13 protein-coding genes are annotated in these 17,163 nt (G+C 64.6%); 6 read left to right on the top strand and 7 right to left on the bottom strand.

The genetic code is table 11. The features are described from left to right. Positions 1-3 precede the first annotated feature (3 nt). Positions 4-1,431: an arginine-ornithine antiporter gene (arcD, locus tag CAG22_RS10960; RefSeq protein ID WP_025337855.1), complete on the bottom strand. Its 1,428-nt coding sequence runs from the start codon at positions 1,429-1,431 to the stop codon at positions 4-6. Between the two features lie 436 nt (positions 1,432-1,867). On the opposite strand from arcD (CAG22_RS10960), the gene arcD (CAG22_RS10970) reads away from it, so the two are divergent. Continuing rightward, positions 1,868-3,295, top strand: a complete 1,428-nt coding sequence (gene arcD, locus CAG22_RS10970) for an arginine-ornithine antiporter (protein ID WP_085587515.1) — start codon at positions 1,868-1,870, stop codon at positions 3,293-3,295. Here arcD (CAG22_RS10970) and CAG22_RS10975 read toward each other — a convergent pair. From CAG22_RS10975 to gap, 6 genes are all read right to left on the bottom strand, one after another. Beyond that, positions 3,275-3,691, bottom strand: a complete 417-nt coding sequence (locus tag CAG22_RS10975; RefSeq protein WP_075043892.1) for a YbaN family protein — start codon at positions 3,689-3,691, stop codon at positions 3,275-3,277. The genes arcD (CAG22_RS10970) and CAG22_RS10975 overlap by 21 nt on opposite strands. Positions 3,692-3,745: 54 nt before the next feature. Next, on the bottom strand, positions 3,746-4,339 hold the full coding sequence (locus CAG22_RS10980; protein ID WP_025337858.1) for a biliverdin-producing heme oxygenase: 594 nt from the start codon (positions 4,337-4,339) through the stop codon (positions 3,746-3,748). Between the two features lie 201 nt (positions 4,340-4,540). Further along, entirely contained in the window at positions 4,541-7,144 is a 2,604-nt protein-coding gene (locus tag CAG22_RS10990; RefSeq protein ID WP_085705464.1) for a TonB-dependent receptor, read from the bottom strand. 261 nt (positions 7,145-7,405) lie between these two features. After that, the gene (locus tag CAG22_RS10995; protein WP_085705465.1) at positions 7,406-8,365 is read right to left on the bottom strand and encodes a FecR domain-containing protein; all 960 of its coding nucleotides are present in this window, start codon (positions 8,363-8,365) and stop codon (positions 7,406-7,408) included. A 71-nt stretch (positions 8,366-8,436) separates the two neighbouring features. Continuing rightward, positions 8,437-8,949: an RNA polymerase sigma factor gene (locus CAG22_RS11000; RefSeq protein ID WP_025337861.1), complete on the bottom strand. Its 513-nt coding sequence runs from the start codon at positions 8,947-8,949 to the stop codon at positions 8,437-8,439. A 246-nt stretch (positions 8,950-9,195) separates the two neighbouring features. Beyond that, a complete protein-coding gene (gene gap, locus CAG22_RS11005) occupies positions 9,196-10,197 on the bottom strand; it encodes a type I glyceraldehyde-3-phosphate dehydrogenase (RefSeq protein WP_041506241.1) in 1,002 nt (333 codons plus the stop codon). A 265-nt stretch (positions 10,198-10,462) separates the two neighbouring features. On the opposite strand from gap, the gene edd reads away from it, so the two are divergent. The 5 genes from edd (at position 10,463) to CAG22_RS11030 (ending at position 17,152) form a co-directional block, all read left to right on the top strand. After that, complete coding sequence (edd, locus tag CAG22_RS11010) at positions 10,463-12,289, top strand: phosphogluconate dehydratase (RefSeq protein ID WP_015269093.1); 1,827 nt, start codon at positions 10,463-10,465, stop codon at positions 12,287-12,289. Then, positions 12,286-13,245 (top strand): glucokinase, encoded by a 960-nt coding sequence (locus CAG22_RS11015; RefSeq protein WP_085705466.1) that lies wholly within the window; start codon positions 12,286-12,288, stop codon positions 13,243-13,245. Before edd ends, CAG22_RS11015 begins: the two co-directional genes overlap by 4 nt. A gap of 170 nt (positions 13,246-13,415) precedes the next feature. Continuing rightward, complete coding sequence (gene gltR, locus CAG22_RS11020) at positions 13,416-14,141, top strand: two-component system response regulator GltR (RefSeq protein WP_085587523.1); 726 nt, start codon at positions 13,416-13,418, stop codon at positions 14,139-14,141. Beyond that, a complete protein-coding gene (locus tag CAG22_RS11025) occupies positions 14,122-15,576 on the top strand; it encodes an ATP-binding protein (protein WP_085587525.1) in 1,455 nt (484 codons plus the stop codon). The genes gltR and CAG22_RS11025 overlap by 20 nt, the downstream gene beginning before the upstream one ends. Positions 15,577-15,901: 325 nt before the next feature. Beyond that, a complete protein-coding gene (locus tag CAG22_RS11030; protein ID WP_085705467.1) occupies positions 15,902-17,152 on the top strand; it encodes an AGE family epimerase/isomerase in 1,251 nt (416 codons plus the stop codon). Positions 17,153-17,163 lie beyond the last annotated feature (11 nt).

A 17,163-nucleotide genomic window follows, 5' to 3' on the forward strand; every position in this document is an offset into this window, starting at 1 on the left:
GGGTCAAAGAGTCAGGAAGCCGTCGTACAGGCCAAAGGCTGCCACCAGGGCGCCGATGACCACGGCTGCGAAGATCAGTTTTTCCACGTTGGTGAAGACAGGTTGGCCGACCTCACGCTTGGCCTTGGCGAACAGGATTGCGCCAGGTGCGTAGAGCAGGGCCGAGAGCAGCAGGTATTTCACGCCACCGGCGTACAGCAGCCAGACGGCGTACAACAGGGCGATACCACCGATCACAAGGTCCTTCTGCCGTTCGGCCAGGGCCTGCTCGTAGGTTTCGCTACGCACTGCCAGCAGCACGGCATAGGCTGCCGACCACAGGTAGGGCACCAGGATCATCGAGGTGGCCAGGTAGATCAGCGACAGGTAGGTGCTGTTGGAGAACAGCGTGATCACCAGGAAGATCTGCACCATGGCGTTGGTCAGCCATAGGGCGTTGGCCGGTACCTGGTTGGCGTTCTCGCGGCGCAGGAACTCCGGCATGGTGTGGTCCTTGGCGGCGGCGAACATGATCTCGGCGCACAGCAGCACCCACGACAGCAGGGCCCCGAGCAGCGAGATGATCAGGCCGACGCTGATCAGTACCGCGCCCCAGTGGCCGACCACATGCTCCAGCACGGCAGCCATCGACGGGTTCTGCAGCTTGGCCAGTTCCGGTTGGGTCATGATGCCCAGCGACAGCACGTTGACCAGCACCAGGAACAGCAGCACGGTGACGAAGCCGATGACCGTGGCCTTGCCCACGTCAGAGCGTTTTTCCGCCCGCGACGAGAAGATGCTCGCACCCTCGATGCCGATGAACACCCACACGGTGACCAGCATCATGTTGCGCACCTGGTTCATCACGCTGCCAAGCTCTGGTGTGCCCAAGGCCCAGATGTCGGCGGTGAAGATGTCGAGCTTGAAGGCGAACAGGCAGATCAGGGCGAACAGCAGCAGTGGCACCACCTTGGCCACGGTGGTGACCAGGTTGATGAACGCCGCTTCCTTGATGCCGCGCAGCACCAGGAAATGCACGGCCCACAGCAGCACCGACGCGCCGATGATGGCTGCTGGGGTGTTGCCTTCGCCGAAGATCGGGAAGAAGTAGCCCAGGGTGCTGAACAGCAGCACGAAGTAGCCGACGTTGCCCAGCCAGGCACTGATCCAGTAGCCCCAGGCCGAGGAGAAGCCCATGTAGTCGCCGAAACCGGCCTTGGCGTAGGCATACACCCCGCCATCCAGGTCAGGCTTGCGGTTGGCCAGGGTCTGGAACACGAACGCCAGGGTCAGCATGCCGACCGCGGTGATTGCCCAGCCGATCAGCACAGCGCCAACCCCTGCACTGGCAGCCATGTTTTGCGGCAGCGAGAAGATCCCGCCACCAATCATCGAACCGACGACAAGTGCAACTAACGCGCCGAGCTTTAGTTTTCCGGATGTATCAGACATTTAACAACTCCTGCCAGGAGAAAGTTGACGACAGAGTAAATCCGACGCCGCTGCCATTCGCTGACTTGGGTCAGTTCATGGCGACGTGAAGTAGGAAAATTCCTTCACGAAGCTCCTGGAGAGTGCCGACAACTTCTGCTGCAGGCCTTGCACGCTGGCACCTCCATGTCCTTCTAGAGCAAACGCTCTGTTCAGCCTGCGATGCTTGAAGCTAGCCGCTTTTGCCGCTTTCGCAAATTTTTCACAAGAATTTCGAGTTTTATCGGATTCTTTTCTAGTTGCTCGGGAGCTGCTAGTTTTTACTCAAAGGGTGGCATAGACAAAGCAGTTATTAGTGCTATAGCTTCATTGATCAGGATCATTATAAGTAACAACATTTATATGGCCCGCATGGCTGTTTCAAGCCCATGACAGCGCGCAAAAAAAAGGAAGGCTCATGAGCGAACCGGGACAGAAGCTGCGCCTGGGTGCGCTGATCGCGTTGGTGGTCGGCTCGATGATTGGTGGCGGGATCTTCTCGCTGCCGCAGAACATGGCGGCGCGTGCCGATGTGGGGGCGGTGCTGATCGGCTGGGGTATCACCGCGGTCGGCATGCTGGCCCTCGCCTTCGTGTTCCAGACCTTGGCCAACCGCAAGCCGGAGCTGGACTCGGGGGTGTACGCCTACGCCAAGGCCGGCTTTGGCGAGTACATGGGCTTTTCCTCGGCATGGGGTTACTGGATCAGTGCCTGGCTGGGCAACGTCGGCTACTTCGTGCTGCTGTTCAGCACCCTGGGCTTCTACTTCCCGGTGTTCGGCGAGGGCAACACGCCAATCGCCATCGGCTGCGCCTCGCTGCTGCTGTGGGCGGTGCACTTCCTGGTGCTGCGCGGCATCAAGGAAGCGGCGTTCATCAACCAGGTGACCACCGTGGCCAAGGTGGTGCCGTTGCTGATTTTCGTGGTGATCGCCGCGTTTGCCTTCCGCGCCGACATCTTCACCCGTGACATCTGGGGCCTGAGCAACCCGCAGTTCGGCAGCGTGCTGGAGCAGGTGCGCAACATGATGCTGGTAACCGTGTTCGTGTTCATCGGCATCGAGGGCGCCAGCGTGTATTCCGGGCGTGCCCAGCGCCGCTCGGATGTGGGCAAGGCCACGGTGATCGGTTTCCTGGGGGTACTGGCGCTGCTGGTGCTGGTCAACGTGCTGTCGCTGGGGGTGATGACCCAGCCGGAACTGGCCGGGCTGCAGAACCCGTCACTGGCCTCGGTGCTGGAGCATATCGTCGGGCCCTGGGGCGCCTTGCTGATCAGTATCGGCCTGGCGGTTTCGCTGCTTGGCGCGCTGCTGTCGTGGGCGTTGCTGTGTGCCGAGATCCTCTTTGCCACGGCGCGGGACAAGACCATGCCGCGCTTCCTGGCCAAGGAAAACGCCAACCATGTGCCGGCCAACGCCCTGTGGCTGACCAACTGCATGATCCAGGGCTTCCTGCTGATCACGCTGTTTTCCGCCGGTACCTATACCAGCCTGATCTACCTGGCCTCGTCGATGATCCTGGTGCCCTACCTGTGGTCGGCGGCCTACGCCGTGCTGCTGGCGGTGCGTGCAGAAACCTACGACGGGCAGCCGGCCCTGCGCCGCAAGGACCTGCTGGTGGCGCTGGTTGCCCTGGTGTATGCCGTGTGGCTGTTGTACGCCGGCGGGCTCAAGTACCTGTTGCTGTCGGCGCTGCTGTACGCGCCGGGCGTGATCCTGTTCGCCAGGGCCAAGCATGAGCAGGGAAAAACCTTGTTCACCACCTGGGAAAAGCTGATCTTCGCCGCCGTGCTGGCAGGTGCCGCGCTGGCGGCCTATGCCCTGTACTCAGGGCTGCTGAGCTTGTGACGGGGCAGGGCAGGGGGCGTGCTCGGGGCGGGACCAGATCCACAGGTTGCCCAGGGTCATGCCGGCAATGGCCAGGAACACCGGCCAGCGGTGTTCCAGGAACGTCAGCATCAGGCCCGCGCACAACAGCATGCTGAGGGTCGCGCTGACCTTGGCCCGGCGCTGGATCACCTTGCCATTGCGCCAGTTGTGCAGGATCGGCCCGAACAGCCGGTGGTTCTCCAGCCAGGCAGACAGGCGCGGCGAACTGCGCGTGGCCGCCCAGGCCGCCAGCAGGATGAATTCGGTGGTCGGCAGGCCTGGAATGACGATCGCGACCAGGCCCACGCCCAGGCTCACGTAAGCCAGGAGCGCATACAGCAGGCGGGCGAGTTTCGAGCGGGCGGGTCGGGTCATGGTCTCACTGCATAAAACGGTTCGGCCACCGGTAGGGTGGCCGGCTACGGCGTGTCAAACCAGCGCGGCATCCGCGGCATAGGCGTGCTTGAGCAGCTCGGTGAAGCGCTCGAAGGCAGCAACTGCGCCGCGTTCGGCAGCGGCTTCCTCTTCGGCCGACAGGGCCAGGCCATCAAGAATGCGGGTGAACTGCTTCCAGCCTTCGGCACGGCCACCGGCCGGTTCGCCCAGGTGTCGGGCACCGAAGCTGTCGGACAGTTCCAGGGCCACGGCACGCTTGATCAGAAACGCAGCGCCCAGTTTGGAGCCTTCGGAGACGAAGATCCAGCCCATTGCCTCGCCCAGGCTCGGGTTGCGCAGGGCCCCCGGCACGGCTGGCGGTACTTCGGTGTCGAGGTCGGCGAGGTCCAGGCGGGCCTGTTCGGCGCGGCAGCGCTCCGCCAGGTCGGGGACGATGGCGATCAGTTGCGGGTCGTTGTACAGGGCCTGCAGCTCGGCCTGGAACAGGTACTGGGCGACCACGAAGCGGGCGAAGCTTTCGCGGCTGTCGAAGGGCGCGTGGGCTTTGACCAGGGCATCCAGTTCGGCGTGGGGGGCATGGGTGATCTGGTTGAGGCGCTGAGAGCGCAGGGCTGGGCGGTCGGTCATGGGGCAGTCCTTGGAAAAGGGGCGTCTAGAGACAAGACGAAACAGCGGGGGTGGGACAGTAAAAAAATCGGGATTTCGTGTTGCCTGTACTGGCCTCTTCGCGGGCATGCCCGCTCCCACAGGTCCATCGCAGGCCCAAGGCTTGCGCAGTATCCGTGGGAGCGGGCGAGCCCGCGAAGAGGCCGGTACAGGCGCAAGGGGTCAGATATCCCAAACCACATTGATGCCGAAGTTGCGCCCCGGCATGGTCAGGCGGTCGATGTTGGCCGGCTGGGTCACGGCCGCTTCACCCTGGCCGTCGTAGCTGCGTACCGAATCCCACTGCCAGTACTTCTTGTCGGTGAGGTTGTACAGGCCGGCGTTGATGGTCACGTCGTCGGTGACCTTGTAGTAACCGGTCAGGTCCAGCACCCCATAGCCGGGGGTACGGAACTTGGAACTCGAGCCGTCGGGCGAGTAGAAGGTGCTGTCGTCGACGCGGGTCTTGCGCTTGACCAGTGTCCAGCTCAGCAGGCCGCCGTAGTGCTGTTGTTCGTAACCCAGGCCGAACACGCCCTTGAGCGGGTTGACGCTGTTCAGTGGCTCGCCGGTGTCATCGTTGCGGCCATAGGTGTAGGCGATCGAGCCCTGGGTAAACAGGCCCTGCGGCGCACCGAAGTGGTCGAGGTTCAGGCGGCCCTTGACCTCGGCACCCTTGATGGTGGCGTGCTTGATGTTGTTGGCCTTGAATGTCTGCTCCAGGTTGGCGCTTTTCACGGCGTCCTCGTCTATGAAGTCGCGGTACTTGTTGTAGAACACCGCCACATCGAAGTTGCCAGCGTCGAAGTTGCCACGCAGGCCGGTTTCATAGCTTTTGCTCTTTTCAGGCTCCAGCCCCGGGTTGCCTTCTACCCGGTAGCCCTGCTCGATGTTCTGAAACTTGCCGTACATGGATTTGGCAGTCGGGGTGCGGAAACCTTCGGCGTACTGGCCATACCAGGTGTAGTTGTCGTTGAAAGCGTAGGTCAGGCCGAATTTGGGTGAGACGCGGTGCCACTTCTTGTCCGAGTCGTCCTGAGAGGTAGGCGCGGTACCGGTGGACTCCAGGCCACGCAGGAACTCCTTGGTGAACCTGGGCTCCATGCGCGTGTAGTCGTAACGAGCGCCAGGCATGAAGGTCCAGTTGTTCCAGCGGATTTCATCCTGCACGAACAGGCTGTAGGTGTTCACGGTCGGGTCCGGGAAGTCGCTGACCAGGGCCTGGCCGTCTGCCGGGCGCTCGGCGCCAGCGCCGGAGCAATCTGAGCCAACGGCCAGGCAGGTGCCGGTGCCACTGCGCGAACCGGTGACCTTCTCGTGCTTGAGGGTGGTGCCGTAGGTCAGCAGGTGGTCGGTGGCGCCGAGGCTGAAGGCCTTGTCCAACTGGGCGTCGAATACCCACTGGCGGTCCTTGTAGAGGGTGTCGCGGGTACGCAGCACCTGACGGCCAGGCGGCACATAGACTTCCTCGGTGTGCTGGTCGGTCTTGGCGATCTGGTAGTTCAGGCTCCACTTCACATGGTCGGCCACCAGCGAATCCAGGCCGAACTCATGGTTGATGCCAAAACGTTCGCGGGTGATGGTGTCGTTGCCAGTGCGCGCCTTGTAGTAACCCGAGGCACCAAGGCCAGGAATGAACGGCCCGCCTACCGCACTGAGGATGTTCTGGTCGCGGTCATCCTTGTAGCGTTCGTAGGTGAAGCCCAGGCGCGCGTCGTCGGCGTAGTTCCAGCCCAGCTTGGCCAGCACGTTTGTGGTGCGCACGTCCATCGGGTTGGCTTCGGTACGGGCCAGGCCGTCACCGCTGTGGCCGCCGTGGGTCTCGGTTTCGTGGCCGTTGCGCTGGCTCAGGTGCAACAGGCCGTCGAAGTCGCCCTGGCGGCCGGCGACGGTGGCGGAGGTCAGCCAGCTTTCGTCGGCCGAGCTGTAGCCGGTCTTCAGGCGGGCGCCTGCGTCCTTGCCGGGCTTGATGATGTCGTCCGGGTCGAGGGTGAAGTAGCTCACCGCGCCGCCGATGGCGTTGCTGCCGTACAGCACCGAAGCCGGGCCGCGGAGGATTTCCACACGCTTGACGATCTCCGGGTCCACGTAGTTGCGCTGGGTCTGGGCGAAGGGGCCGAAGAAGAAGCTGTCGGGGATCGACACGCCATCGACCTGGGTGAGGATGCGCTCGCCGTCGATGCCACGGATGTTGTAGCCGTTCAGGCCGCTGCGCTGGCCGGTGCCGGCTACCGACACGCCCGGTTCGTAGCGCACCAGGTCCTGGATGTTGTTGACGTTCTGCCGGTCCAATTGCTCGCGGGTCTGCACGCTGACGGTGCTCGGCACCTGGCTGACGTCCTGGGCGCTGCGGGTGGCGCTGACGGTCACCTGCTGCAGGGCAATCACATTGGCGCTGGCCTGGCGTTCGAGTACCACATTGCCATTGCTGATCTTGCGAAAGCCCAGGCCGGTGCCGTGCAGCAGGCGCTTGAGTGCGGCTTCCGGCGGTAGCGAACCCTGCACCCCTGGCGATGCCACGCCGTCGGCCAGTTCGGCGCTGAAGCCGACCTGCCAGCCGGTGACCTGGCTGAAAGCATTGATGGCCGAAACCAGCGGCTGCTGGCCGATGCTGAAGCGGTAGTCGCCCATGCGCGGGCTGCTGGCCTGTGCCGGCTCGGCGGCCAGTGCCGGCAGGCTGATGGCGCCGCTGGCGAGCAGGGCTAGGCCCAGTAGGGAAAGGCTCAGGAGGGGCAGTTGCCCTCCATGGCGAGGAAGAGTGGAGGGGCGGGTAGGACCTGTGGACATCGGAAGCGCTCCCTGACGCGCGGACTGTTATAGGTGATGGCTGTCCTCGTTTTCAAACGAGAATCAGTTGCATTGGCTATAACGAGACGGGCGGGGTAGCGCGACTGCGTAAAAATAAATTCAGGGGGCCATGATCATGTGCTGCCTGCACGGGCCTCATCGCCGGCAAGCCAGCTCCCACAGGGAAATCGCATTGCTTGAGGCCAATGCGGTCGGGGTGGGAGCTGGCTTGCCGGCGATGAGGCCGAGACAGGCAAAAGATCAGTTCAGGATGACCAGCGCCGGGAACTCATGCAGCTGTGCCGAGGTGATGTGGGCCAGCGCGCGCAGGGTTTCCAGCGGCTGGTCGAGGCGGTAGTTGCCGGTGACCGCCATGTCTTCCAGCTGTGCATTGCGGTTGATGATCCAGCCCGGGTAGTAGCGTTGCACCTCGGCCAGCACCTGGCTCAGCGGGCAGTTCTCGAACACCAGGCGGCCGTCGACCCAGGCCAGGTCCTTGTGCATGTCGGGGCGCTGGCGCTGGCTGAACCCCTGGGGGCCGACGCTGATGCTGTCGCCGGCCCTCAGGCGGATGCGCTGGTCGCGGGCCCCCTGCAGGTCGACATCGCCGCGCTGCACCCGCACCTGTGCCTCGCCGTCGAGGTAGCGCACGGCAAAGTCGGTGTCGCGAACCTGCGCGCGCAACGGCCCGGCCTGCACTTCCAGTGGCAGCAGCGCGCCCTCGGGGACCTGGAAATAGGCCTCGCCTTGTAGCAGGCGGGCGATCTGGCGGCCTTCACGCTGCTCGCTGGCAAATGCCGAATTGGTGTTGAGCAGCACTTTCGCGCCGTCTTCCAGCTGCAGGCGCTGGCGCTCGCCCACCACCGTCAGGTGGTCGGCCTGCAGGCGCATGGGCAGGTTGCCGAGGGTGAACAGCCCGACCAGCAGCAGCGCCGCCGTGGCCAGGGGTTTCCAGTGGCTGCGCAGGCGCCCGCGCCACGAGCGGCGCTGTTGCTGATGCATCTGCACGGCCACCTGGTGCAGCGGTGCGCCGTTCCACAGGGCTTCTGCCTCGACATAGGCCTCGGCATTTTCCGGCGCTGCGCTCAGCCAGGCTTCGAAGGCCTGGGTGTCCTCGGCGTCGGCGCATTGCAGGCGCACCAGCCAGTCCAGCGCCTCGTCCATGGCACGAGCACGGGCGCTGGGCCCGGCGGGTGACGGGCGAGGGAGGCTGTCGGTCACGGTGAATCCTTGAATGGTTTTTTGCGAATGATCAAGGCTGAGGCGGGGCGTGGCAAGGGCTTTGCGTGGCCTCACTTGAGACGGTCGGCGACACCCATGCAGATCGCCATGATCAGTTTCAGTTCCTTCTGTACCGTGCTGGGCGAAACATTCAGTTGTTCGGCGATTTCCAGGTAGGTGGCCCCATGCAGGCGGCTGAGGATGAAGATGCGCTGCTGGCGTTCGCTCAATTGGTTGAGGCTGATGCTCAGGTGCTTGAGCAACTGCTCGGCATGGGCCGCATCCTCGCTGCTGGTGGCCGGCGCGGCCACGCTGTGCAGGACCTCGTCGGGCACGTCGTCGACCAGCATGCGCGATTGCACCCGGCGCGCGCGCAGGTGGTCGAGGGCCAGGTTGCGTGCGGTCTGGAACACGAACGGTTCGATGTGTTCGATGGGCCGCTCACCGAGGGCGCGGGACACCCGCAGGTAGGTTTCCTGCAGCAGGTCCTCGGCCGTATTGGGGTTGCCCACCATGCGCTGCAAGGTGCGCAGCAGTGTAAGGCGCTGGACGAGGAAGACAGAGTTGAACCGGGACTGACTCACTGGGGGACCTGGCCGACGAAAGGTTAATGATAATGCTTATCATCCATATCGAAGGTCAAGCCTGGAAATGTTAGGAAAAGGTAAAGATTGTGAGTCCCAGCCTTGCGCAGTCCCCGTGTAGGAGCGGCCTTGTGTCGCGATGGGCTGCGCAGCAGCCCCAGGATTTTGGCCGTGGCACAGATTGCAGGGGGCTGCTGCGCAGCCCATCGCGACACAAGGCCGATCCTACAGGGAGCGTGCCGAAGCTCAGCGGGCGCGGCACAACGCCAGGCAGTTATCCAGCATGCGGTTGGAGAACCCCCACTCGTTGTCATACCAGGCCAGCACCTTGAGCATGCGCCCGTTGGCCCGAGTATGGTTGGCATCGAAGATCGACGACAGCGGGTTGTGGTTGAAATCGCAGGAAACCAGTGGCAAGGCGTTGTAGCCCAATACCCTGGAATGCTTGCTGGCCTCGAGGAACAGCTGGTTGACCTGCTCGGCCGTGGCCTCGCGCTTGAGGTTGACGGTGAGGTCCACCAGCGACACGTTGATCACCGGCACCCGTACCGCCATGCCGGTAAGCTTGCCGGCCAGCTCCGGCAGCACCAGGCCCACGGCCTCGGCAGCGCCGGTCTTGCTCGGGATCATCGACTGGGTCGCCGAGCGCGCTCGGTACGGGTCGCCGTGGTACACATCGGTCAGCACCTGGTCGTTGGTGTAGGCATGGATGGTGGTCATCAGGCCCTGTTCGATGCCGAACTCGCGGTGCAGCACCTGGGCAATCGGTGCCAGGCAGTTGGTGGTGCAGGAGGCATTGGAAATGATCTGGTGCGAGGCCCGCAGGATGTCATGGTTGACCCCGTACACCACGGTGGCATCGGCGCCTTTGGCCGGTGCCGAGACAATCACCTTGCCAGCCCCCGCAGCCAGGTGTGCGGCGGCCTTGGCGCGCTCGGTGAACAGCCCGGTGCATTCGAACACCACGTCGATCGCCTCGGCCTTCCAGGGCAGTTCGGCCGGGTTGCGGATGGCACTGACCGCGATACGGTCACCATTGACCGTGAGGCTTTCGTGGTCGGCCTCGACGCTGGCGTCGAAGGTGCCGTGCACGCTGTCGTACTTGAGCAGGTGGGCATTCATGGCGCTGTCGCCCAGGTCGTTGATGGCGACGACCTGCAGGTCCTGGCGGTAGCCTTGGGTATACAGTGCGCGCAGGACGTTGCGCCCGATGCGGCCGAATCCATTGATGGCGATGCGTAGGGTCATGGCAGTACCTCTGGCAGTCCGAGTGAAACCTGTGGCACAAAGGAGCTTCACTGAAACGGTTTTGTTGTTTGAATTACAAGATTATTCACCTGCCGATAGAAAACAAGCCTTTTTAGTGGCAGTATTTTGTTTAAACATACAACGAGTGGTTGGGCGACGTGCCTCCACCGATGCAGCGGGCTCCTCTACCTTGAGCCTAGGCCGCAATCGTTTGGAGGGGAAATGCCCGGTAAACCGCCCTTACAATTAGCCTGGAGTCCAGTACATGCATCCGCGCATCCTTGAGGTCACCCAGCGGCTGGTCGAACGTAGCCGTGCCACCCGCGAACGCTACCTGCAACTGATTCGCGGCGCGGCCAGTGATGGCCCCATGCGTGCCAGCCTGCAATGCGCCAACTTCGCCCATGGCGTGGCCGGTTGCGGCAGCGACGACAAGCAGACCCTGCGCCTGATGAACGCGGCCAACGTGGCCATCGTCTCGGCCTACAACGACATGCTTTCGGCGCACCAGCCGTACCAGCACTTCCCCGAGCAGATCAAGCAAGCCCTGCGCGAGGTCGGCTCGGTCGGCCAGTTCGCCGGTGGCGTGCCGGCCATGTGCGATGGCGTGACTCAGGGCGAGCCGGGCATGGAGCTGGCCATCGCCAGCCGCGAAGTGATCGCCATGTCCACCGCCGTGGCCCTGTCGCACAACATGTTCGACGCCGCGCTGATGCTGGGCATCTGCGACAAGATCGTCCCCGGCCTGATGATGGGGGCGCTGCGCTTCGGCCACCTGCCGACCATCTTCGTTCCGGGCGGGCCGATGGTCTCCGGCATTTCCAACAAGCAGAAGGCCGACGTGCGCCAGCGCTACGCCGAAGGCAAGGCCAGCCGCGAAGAGCTGCTGGAGTCGGAGATGAAGTCCTACCACAGCCCTGGCACCTGTACCTTCTACGGCACTGCCAACACCAACCAGCTGGTGATGGAAGTGATGGGCCTGCACCTGCCGGGCGCCTCGTTCGTCAACCCGTACACACCGCTGCGCGACGCGCTCACCGCCGAGGCCGCGCAGCAGGTCACGCGCATGACCAAGGCCAGCGGCAGCTTCATGCCGCTGGGTGAAATCGTCGACGAGAAGGCGCTGGTCAACTCCATCGTCGCCCTGCACGCCACCGGTGGTTCGACCAACCATACCCTGCACATCCCGGCGATTGCCCAGGCCGCGGGTATCCAGCTGACCTGGCAGGACATGGCCGACCTGTCCGAGGTGGTACCGACCCTGTCCCACGTCTACCCCAACGGCAAGGCCGACATCAACCACTTCCAGGCCGCGGGCGGCATGGCCTTCCTGATCCGCGAGCTGCTCGATGCCGGGCTGCTGCACGAAGACGTCAACACCGTGGCCGGCCATGGCCTGCGCCGCTACACCCAGGAGCCGTTCCTCGACAACGGCAAGCTGGTGTGGCGCGAAGGGCCGCAGCACAGCCTGGACGAAAGCATCCTGCGCCCGGTGGCGCGGCCGTTCTCGGCCGAAGGCGGCCTGCGGGTGATGGAGGGCAACCTTGGCCGCGGTGTGATGAAGGTGTCCGCTGTCGCCCCCGAGCACCAGGTGGTCGAGGCCCCGGCGCGGGTGTTCCACGACCAGCAGTCGCTGGCCGATGCGTTCAAGGCCGGCGAGCTGGAGCGTGACTTCGTCGCCGTGGTGCGCTTCCAGGGCCCGCGCTGCAACGGCATGCCCGAGCTGCACAAGCTCACACCGTTCCTCGGCGTGCTGCAGGACCGTGGCTTCAAGGTGGCGCTGGTGACCGACGGGCGGATGTCCGGTGCCTCGGGCAAGATCCCGGCGGCCATTCACGTTTGCCCAGAGGCTTATGACGGCGGCCCGCTGGCACGGGTGCGTGATGGTGATATGGTGCGGGTCGATGGTGTCGAAGGCACGCTGCGGGTAATGGTGTCGGCCGAAGAACTGGCCAGCCGCGACCTGCCGCCAGCGCCACAGGGCAACGACCTGGGCTGCGGGCGCGAGCTGTTCGGCTTCATGCGCATGGCGTTCAGCCCGGCAGAGCAGGGCGCCAGTGCGTTCACCTCGGCCCTGGAGAACCTCAAATGAAGGACCTGCTGGTTGGCGACATCGGCGGCACCAATGCCCGTTTTGCGTTGTGGCGTGACAACCAGCTGCACGAAGTGAAGGTCTTCGCCACCGAGGACTACACCAGCCCGGAACAGGCCATCGAGGCTTACCTTGAAGGCTTGGGCATTACCCGCGGCGGCGTGACTGCTGCCTGCCTGGCGGTGGCTGGGCCGGTCGATGGCGATGAGTTCCGCTTCACCAACAACCACTGGCGCCTCAGCCGCGTGGCCTTCTGCCAGACATTGCAGGTCGAGCGGCTGCTGCTGATCAACGATTTTACCGCCATGGCGCTGGGCATGACCCGCCTGCGCCCCGGCGAGTTCCGCGAAGTGTGCCCAGGCCAGGCGGACCTGTCGCGGCCGGCCCTGGTCATCGGCCCGGGTACCGGGCTGGGCGTGGGTGCGCTATTGCGCCTGGGCGAACAGCACTGGCATGCCCTGCCGGGCGAGGGCGGGCACGTCGACCTGCCGGTGGGCAATGCCCGCGAAGCGGCGATTCACCAACAGATTCACGGGCAGATCGGCCATGTCAGCGCCGAAACCGTGCTCAGTGGCGGTGGCCTGCTGCGCCTGTACCAGGCAATCTGCGCGCTGGACGGCGACACACCCCGACACAAGACCCCGGCACAGATCACCGATGCCGCGCTCGGCGGCGAGCCGCGGGCGCTGGCGGTGATCGAGCAGTTTTGCCGGTTCCTCGGCCGAGTCGCTGGTAACAATGTTCTGACGCTGGGCGCGCGGGGTGGGGTCTATATTGTCGGCGGCGTGATCCCGCGCTTTGCCGAGCTGTTCGTGCGCAGCGGGTTTGCCGTGAGTTTTTCCGACAAGGGCTGCATGAGTGGCTATTTCGCTGGCGTACCGGTTTGGCTGGTGACGGCGGAGTTTTCCGGGTTGCTGGGGGCTGGGGTAGCCTTGCAGCAGGCGCTGGATCACTGACTGGGGCTGCTTTGCAGCCCTTCGCGGGCTTGCCCGCTCCCACAGGGATCGCACAAGTCATGGGCATAGCGACACACCTGTGGGAGCGGGCAAGCCCGCGAAGGGCCGCAAAGCGGCCCCAATAAGAAACAGGCAACAAAGACCTGTAACTAACAAAAGGACGGACCACCTTGAGCACTGCCGGCAAATCGATCCTGATGGTCGACGACGACCAGGAAATCCGCGAACTGCTGCAAACCTACCTGAGCCGCTCCGGCTTCCAGGTGCATGCCGAAGCCGACGGCAAGGGCTTTCGCCGCGCGCTGGAGTCCACCCCCTGCGACCTGGTCATCCTTGATGTCATGCTGCCCGACGAAGACGGCTTCAGCCTGTGCCGCTGGGTACGCCAGCACCCGCGCCAGGCACGGGTACCGATCATCATGCTCACCGCCAGCTCCGACGAAACCGACCGGGTCATCGGCCTGGAGCTGGGCGCCGACGACTACCTGGGCAAGCCGTTCAGCCCCCGCGAACTGCAAGCGCGGATCAAGGCCCTGCTGCGTCGCGCCGAGTTTGGCCAGGCGGCGCCGAGCAGTGCGGTGCTGGCCTTCGACGACTGGCGCCTGGACACGGTCAGCCACCGCCTGTTCCATCGCGACGGTGAGGAGGTGATTCTCTCCGGCGCCGACTTCGCCCTGCTCAAGCTGTTCCTCGACCACCCACAGCAGATCCTCGACCGCGACACCATCGGCAACGCCACCCGTGGCCGCGAGCCGATGCCGCTTGACCGCATCGTCGACATGGCTGTCAGTCGCCTGCGCCAGCGCCTGCGCGATACCGACAAACCCCCCCGGCTGATCCGCACCGTACGCGGCAGCGGCTACCTGTTGGCTGCCCATGTCTGTAATGCGCCCTGAGCGGCGCTGGCGACTGCTGCCGCGCTCGCTACTGGGGCGCATGCTGCTGCTGACCTTGCTGGTAGTGCTGCTGGCCCAGGGGTTGTCGAGCATCATCTGGGTTGCCCAATTGCGCGCCAGCCAGTTGCAGGGCCTGCGTGCCAGCGCCAGCAGCCTGGCTCATTCGATGAGTGCCAGTGTCAGCTACTTCCGTTCGTTGCCGGTGGCCTACCGGCCGATGGTCCTCGACCAGCTGCGCAGCATGGGCGGCACGCGCTTTTTCGTGTCGCTCAACGCCAAGCCGCTGGACATGCCGCTACTGCCCGTTACCCCGCGCAAGCAGGCAGTGATCGATGTGTTCCAGCAAGTGCTGCATGAGCGCCTGGGTTCGCAGATGGAAATTTCCGTGGAGTTCGTCGGGCCGGACGACCTGCGTATCTTCAACAGCGGCCTGAAGCTCGACGAACTGCCACGCTCCTGGGCGCATTACTCGCTGACCCTGGAGCCACTCAACCCGCCGGTGCTGGTCACCCAGATCCGCCTGGGCGAGGGTGAGTGGCTGTACATCGCCTCGCTGCTGCCCGAGCCCTACACCAGCCTGGAGGCCGAGCGCCTGCCGCGTCAGCAGATCGGCTTCATCGTGCTGACCACGGCCTTGCTGCTGTTGTTCATCGGCTTGCTGGTGCACTGGCAAAGCTGGCCGCTCAAGCGCCTGGCGCGGGCTGCGCGGGAGATGTCGCTGGGCGCCGATGTGGCGCCGGTGGCCGAAGGTGGTGGCAGCGAGGTGGTCGAGGTGGGGCGTGCGTTCAACAGTATGCGCGAACGCATCAGCCGCTACCTGACCGAGCGCAGCCAGCTGTTCAGTGCCATTTCCCACGACCTGCGCACGCCAATCACCCGCTTGCGCCTGCGCGTCGAGCTGCTGGAGGACGAGCGCCTGCAGGCCAAGTTCAGCCAGGACCTGGACGAGCTGGAGCTGCTGGTCAAAGGCGCGTTGCAGTGCGTGAAGGACACCGACATCCACGAGAACATCGAGCCGGTCGATCTCAACCAGGTGCTGGAAATCCTGGCCGAGCCTTACCTGGGCGATGGCCGCATCACGCTCGAAGGCCGGGCGCTGGCGCCGTACCCGGGCAAGCCGCTGGCGCTGCGGCGCTGCATCGGCAACCTGATCGACAACGCCATCAAGTACGGCGAGCGGGCACGGTTGCGCATCATCGACAGTGCCGAGGGGTTCGTGCTGCAGGTGGATGACCAGGGGCCGGGGGTGCCGCAGCAGCAACTGGAACAGGTGTTCGAGCCGCACTTCCGTCTGGCCGGGCAGCAGCAGGGGTACGGGCTGGGGTTGGGGATTGCGCGAAACATTGCCCATAGCCATGGGGGGGAGGTGAGTTTGCTGAACCTGCGTGAGGGCGGGTTGCGGGTGACCTTGTATCTGCCGCGGGGCATGGACTGAAGGGTTGTATTGCCTGTACCGGCCCTATCGCCGGCAAGCCAGCTCCCACAGGTACAGCGCAAGCCTTGAGATTTTTGCGGGCCTTGTTGAAGCAACTGTCTTGTGTTGCCTGTCAGTGCCTCATCGCTGGCAAGCCAGGCTCCTACAGGGACTGCGCATGGCTTCAGGTCGATGCGGTCGAGGTGGGAGCTGGCTTGCCGGCGATAGGGCCATTGCGGGTCACACAAATGTAACTACTCGGTGACAAACCCACTGTCCTTCGTGACAACCCACCCAACCCCGCTGGCTAGAATTCGCAGACGACTGGCAAGGATCAAGCTGGCCCATGAGCACCTCCAACCTGGCTTCCACCCGCTGGCTCGACGCCCCGGCCCACACCGCCTGGCGCATGGCCGAAGGGCAGCGCCTGCTGGCCTTCGCCACGGCTTCGAAACTGCCCGATGGCTTCGGCAGCCTCGACGCCGCAGGCCTGCTTGCCCCCGGTGCCCGCGCCGAAACCCTGATCACCGCCCGCATGACCCACTGTTTCGCCCTGGCCCACCTGCAGGGCGTGCCCGGCTACCTGGCCTATGCCGAACACGGTGTGGCCGCCCTGCGTGGCGCGCTGCAGGATGCCACCTACGGCGGCTGGTTCGCCCACCCCGGTGGCCATGACGACAGCGGCAAGGCGGCTTACCTGCATGCCTTTGTCGCCCTGGCCGCCAGCTCGGCGGTGATGGCAGGTGCTGGCGGTGCACCAGCCCTGCTGGCAGACGCGGTGCAGGTGCTCGAAGCGCATTTCTGGAGCGAAGAGGAGGGTGCCCTGCGGGAAGCCTTCTCCCGTGCCTGGCAGTTGCCCGAGCAGTACCGTGGCGCCAACAGCAACATGCATGCGGTCGAGGCCTTCCTGGCCCTGGCAGACGTCACTGGCGACAGCCTGTGGTTGCAACGCGCCTTGCGCATCGCCGAACGCATCATCCATACCCATGCCGCCGCCAACGGCTACCGGGTCATCGAGCATTTCGACGCCCTCTGGCAGCCACTGCCGCACTACAACCAGGCGCACCCGGCCGACCACTTCCGGCCTTATGGTTCCACGCCCGGGCATGCCCTGGAGTGGGCGCGGTTGCTGCTGCATCTGGAAGCCAGCCTGGAACGGGCCCGCCTGCATGCCCCGCAGTGGCTGCCAGACTGTGCCCGCGCGTTGTTCGATACAGCCTGCCAGCAAGCCTGGAACGTCGATGGCGCGCCCGGTTTCATCTACACCCTGGACTGGGACGATCGCCCGGTGGTGCGCGCACGCCTGCACTGGGTGCATGCCGAAGCCTGCGCCGCCGCCGCGGCCCTGTTGCAGCGCACGGGCGAGGCGCACTACGAGCAGTGGTACCGCCGTTGCTGGGACTTCATCGCCAACCATTTCATCGACCACGGCGCTGGCAGCTGGCACCACGAACTCGATGCGCACAACCAGCCGGCCGCGACCATCTGGCCAGGCAAGCCCGACCTCTACCATGCCTACCAGGCGCTGCTGCTGCCGGGCTTGCCACTGGCACCCAGCCTGGCCAGTAACCTGGCCGGCAATGTAACCAAACGATGACATTCACGCAT

The sequence above is a fragment of the Pseudomonas sp. B8(2017) genome (assembly GCF_002113575.1).
Lineage (GTDB): Bacteria > Pseudomonadota > Gammaproteobacteria > Pseudomonadales > Pseudomonadaceae > Aquipseudomonas > Aquipseudomonas putida_Z.

Coding starts and splice junctions, on each gene's coding strand:
- CAG22_RS11015 (WP_085705466.1), top strand. CDS start 12,286: ATGAAGGACCTGCTGGTTGGCGACATCGGCGGCACCAATGCCCGTTTT.
- arcD (WP_025337855.1), bottom strand. CDS start 1,431: ATGTCTGATACATCCGGAAAACTAAAGCTCGGCGCGTTAGTTGCACTT.
- CAG22_RS10990 (WP_085705464.1), bottom strand. CDS start 7,144: ATGTCCACAGGTCCTACCCGCCCCTCCACTCTTCCTCGCCATGGAGGG.
- edd (WP_015269093.1), top strand. CDS start 10,463: ATGCATCCGCGCATCCTTGAGGTCACCCAGCGGCTGGTCGAACGTAGC.
- CAG22_RS10980 (WP_025337858.1), bottom strand. CDS start 4,339: ATGACCGACCGCCCAGCCCTGCGCTCTCAGCGCCTCAACCAGATCACC.
- CAG22_RS11025 (WP_085587525.1), top strand. CDS start 14,122: ATGTCTGTAATGCGCCCTGAGCGGCGCTGGCGACTGCTGCCGCGCTCG.
- CAG22_RS10975 (WP_075043892.1), bottom strand. CDS start 3,691: ATGACCCGACCCGCCCGCTCGAAACTCGCCCGCCTGCTGTATGCGCTC.
- CAG22_RS11030 (WP_085705467.1), top strand. CDS start 15,902: ATGAGCACCTCCAACCTGGCTTCCACCCGCTGGCTCGACGCCCCGGCC.
- gap (WP_041506241.1), bottom strand. CDS start 10,197: ATGACCCTACGCATCGCCATCAATGGATTCGGCCGCATCGGGCGCAAC.
- arcD (WP_085587515.1), top strand. CDS start 1,868: ATGAGCGAACCGGGACAGAAGCTGCGCCTGGGTGCGCTGATCGCGTTG.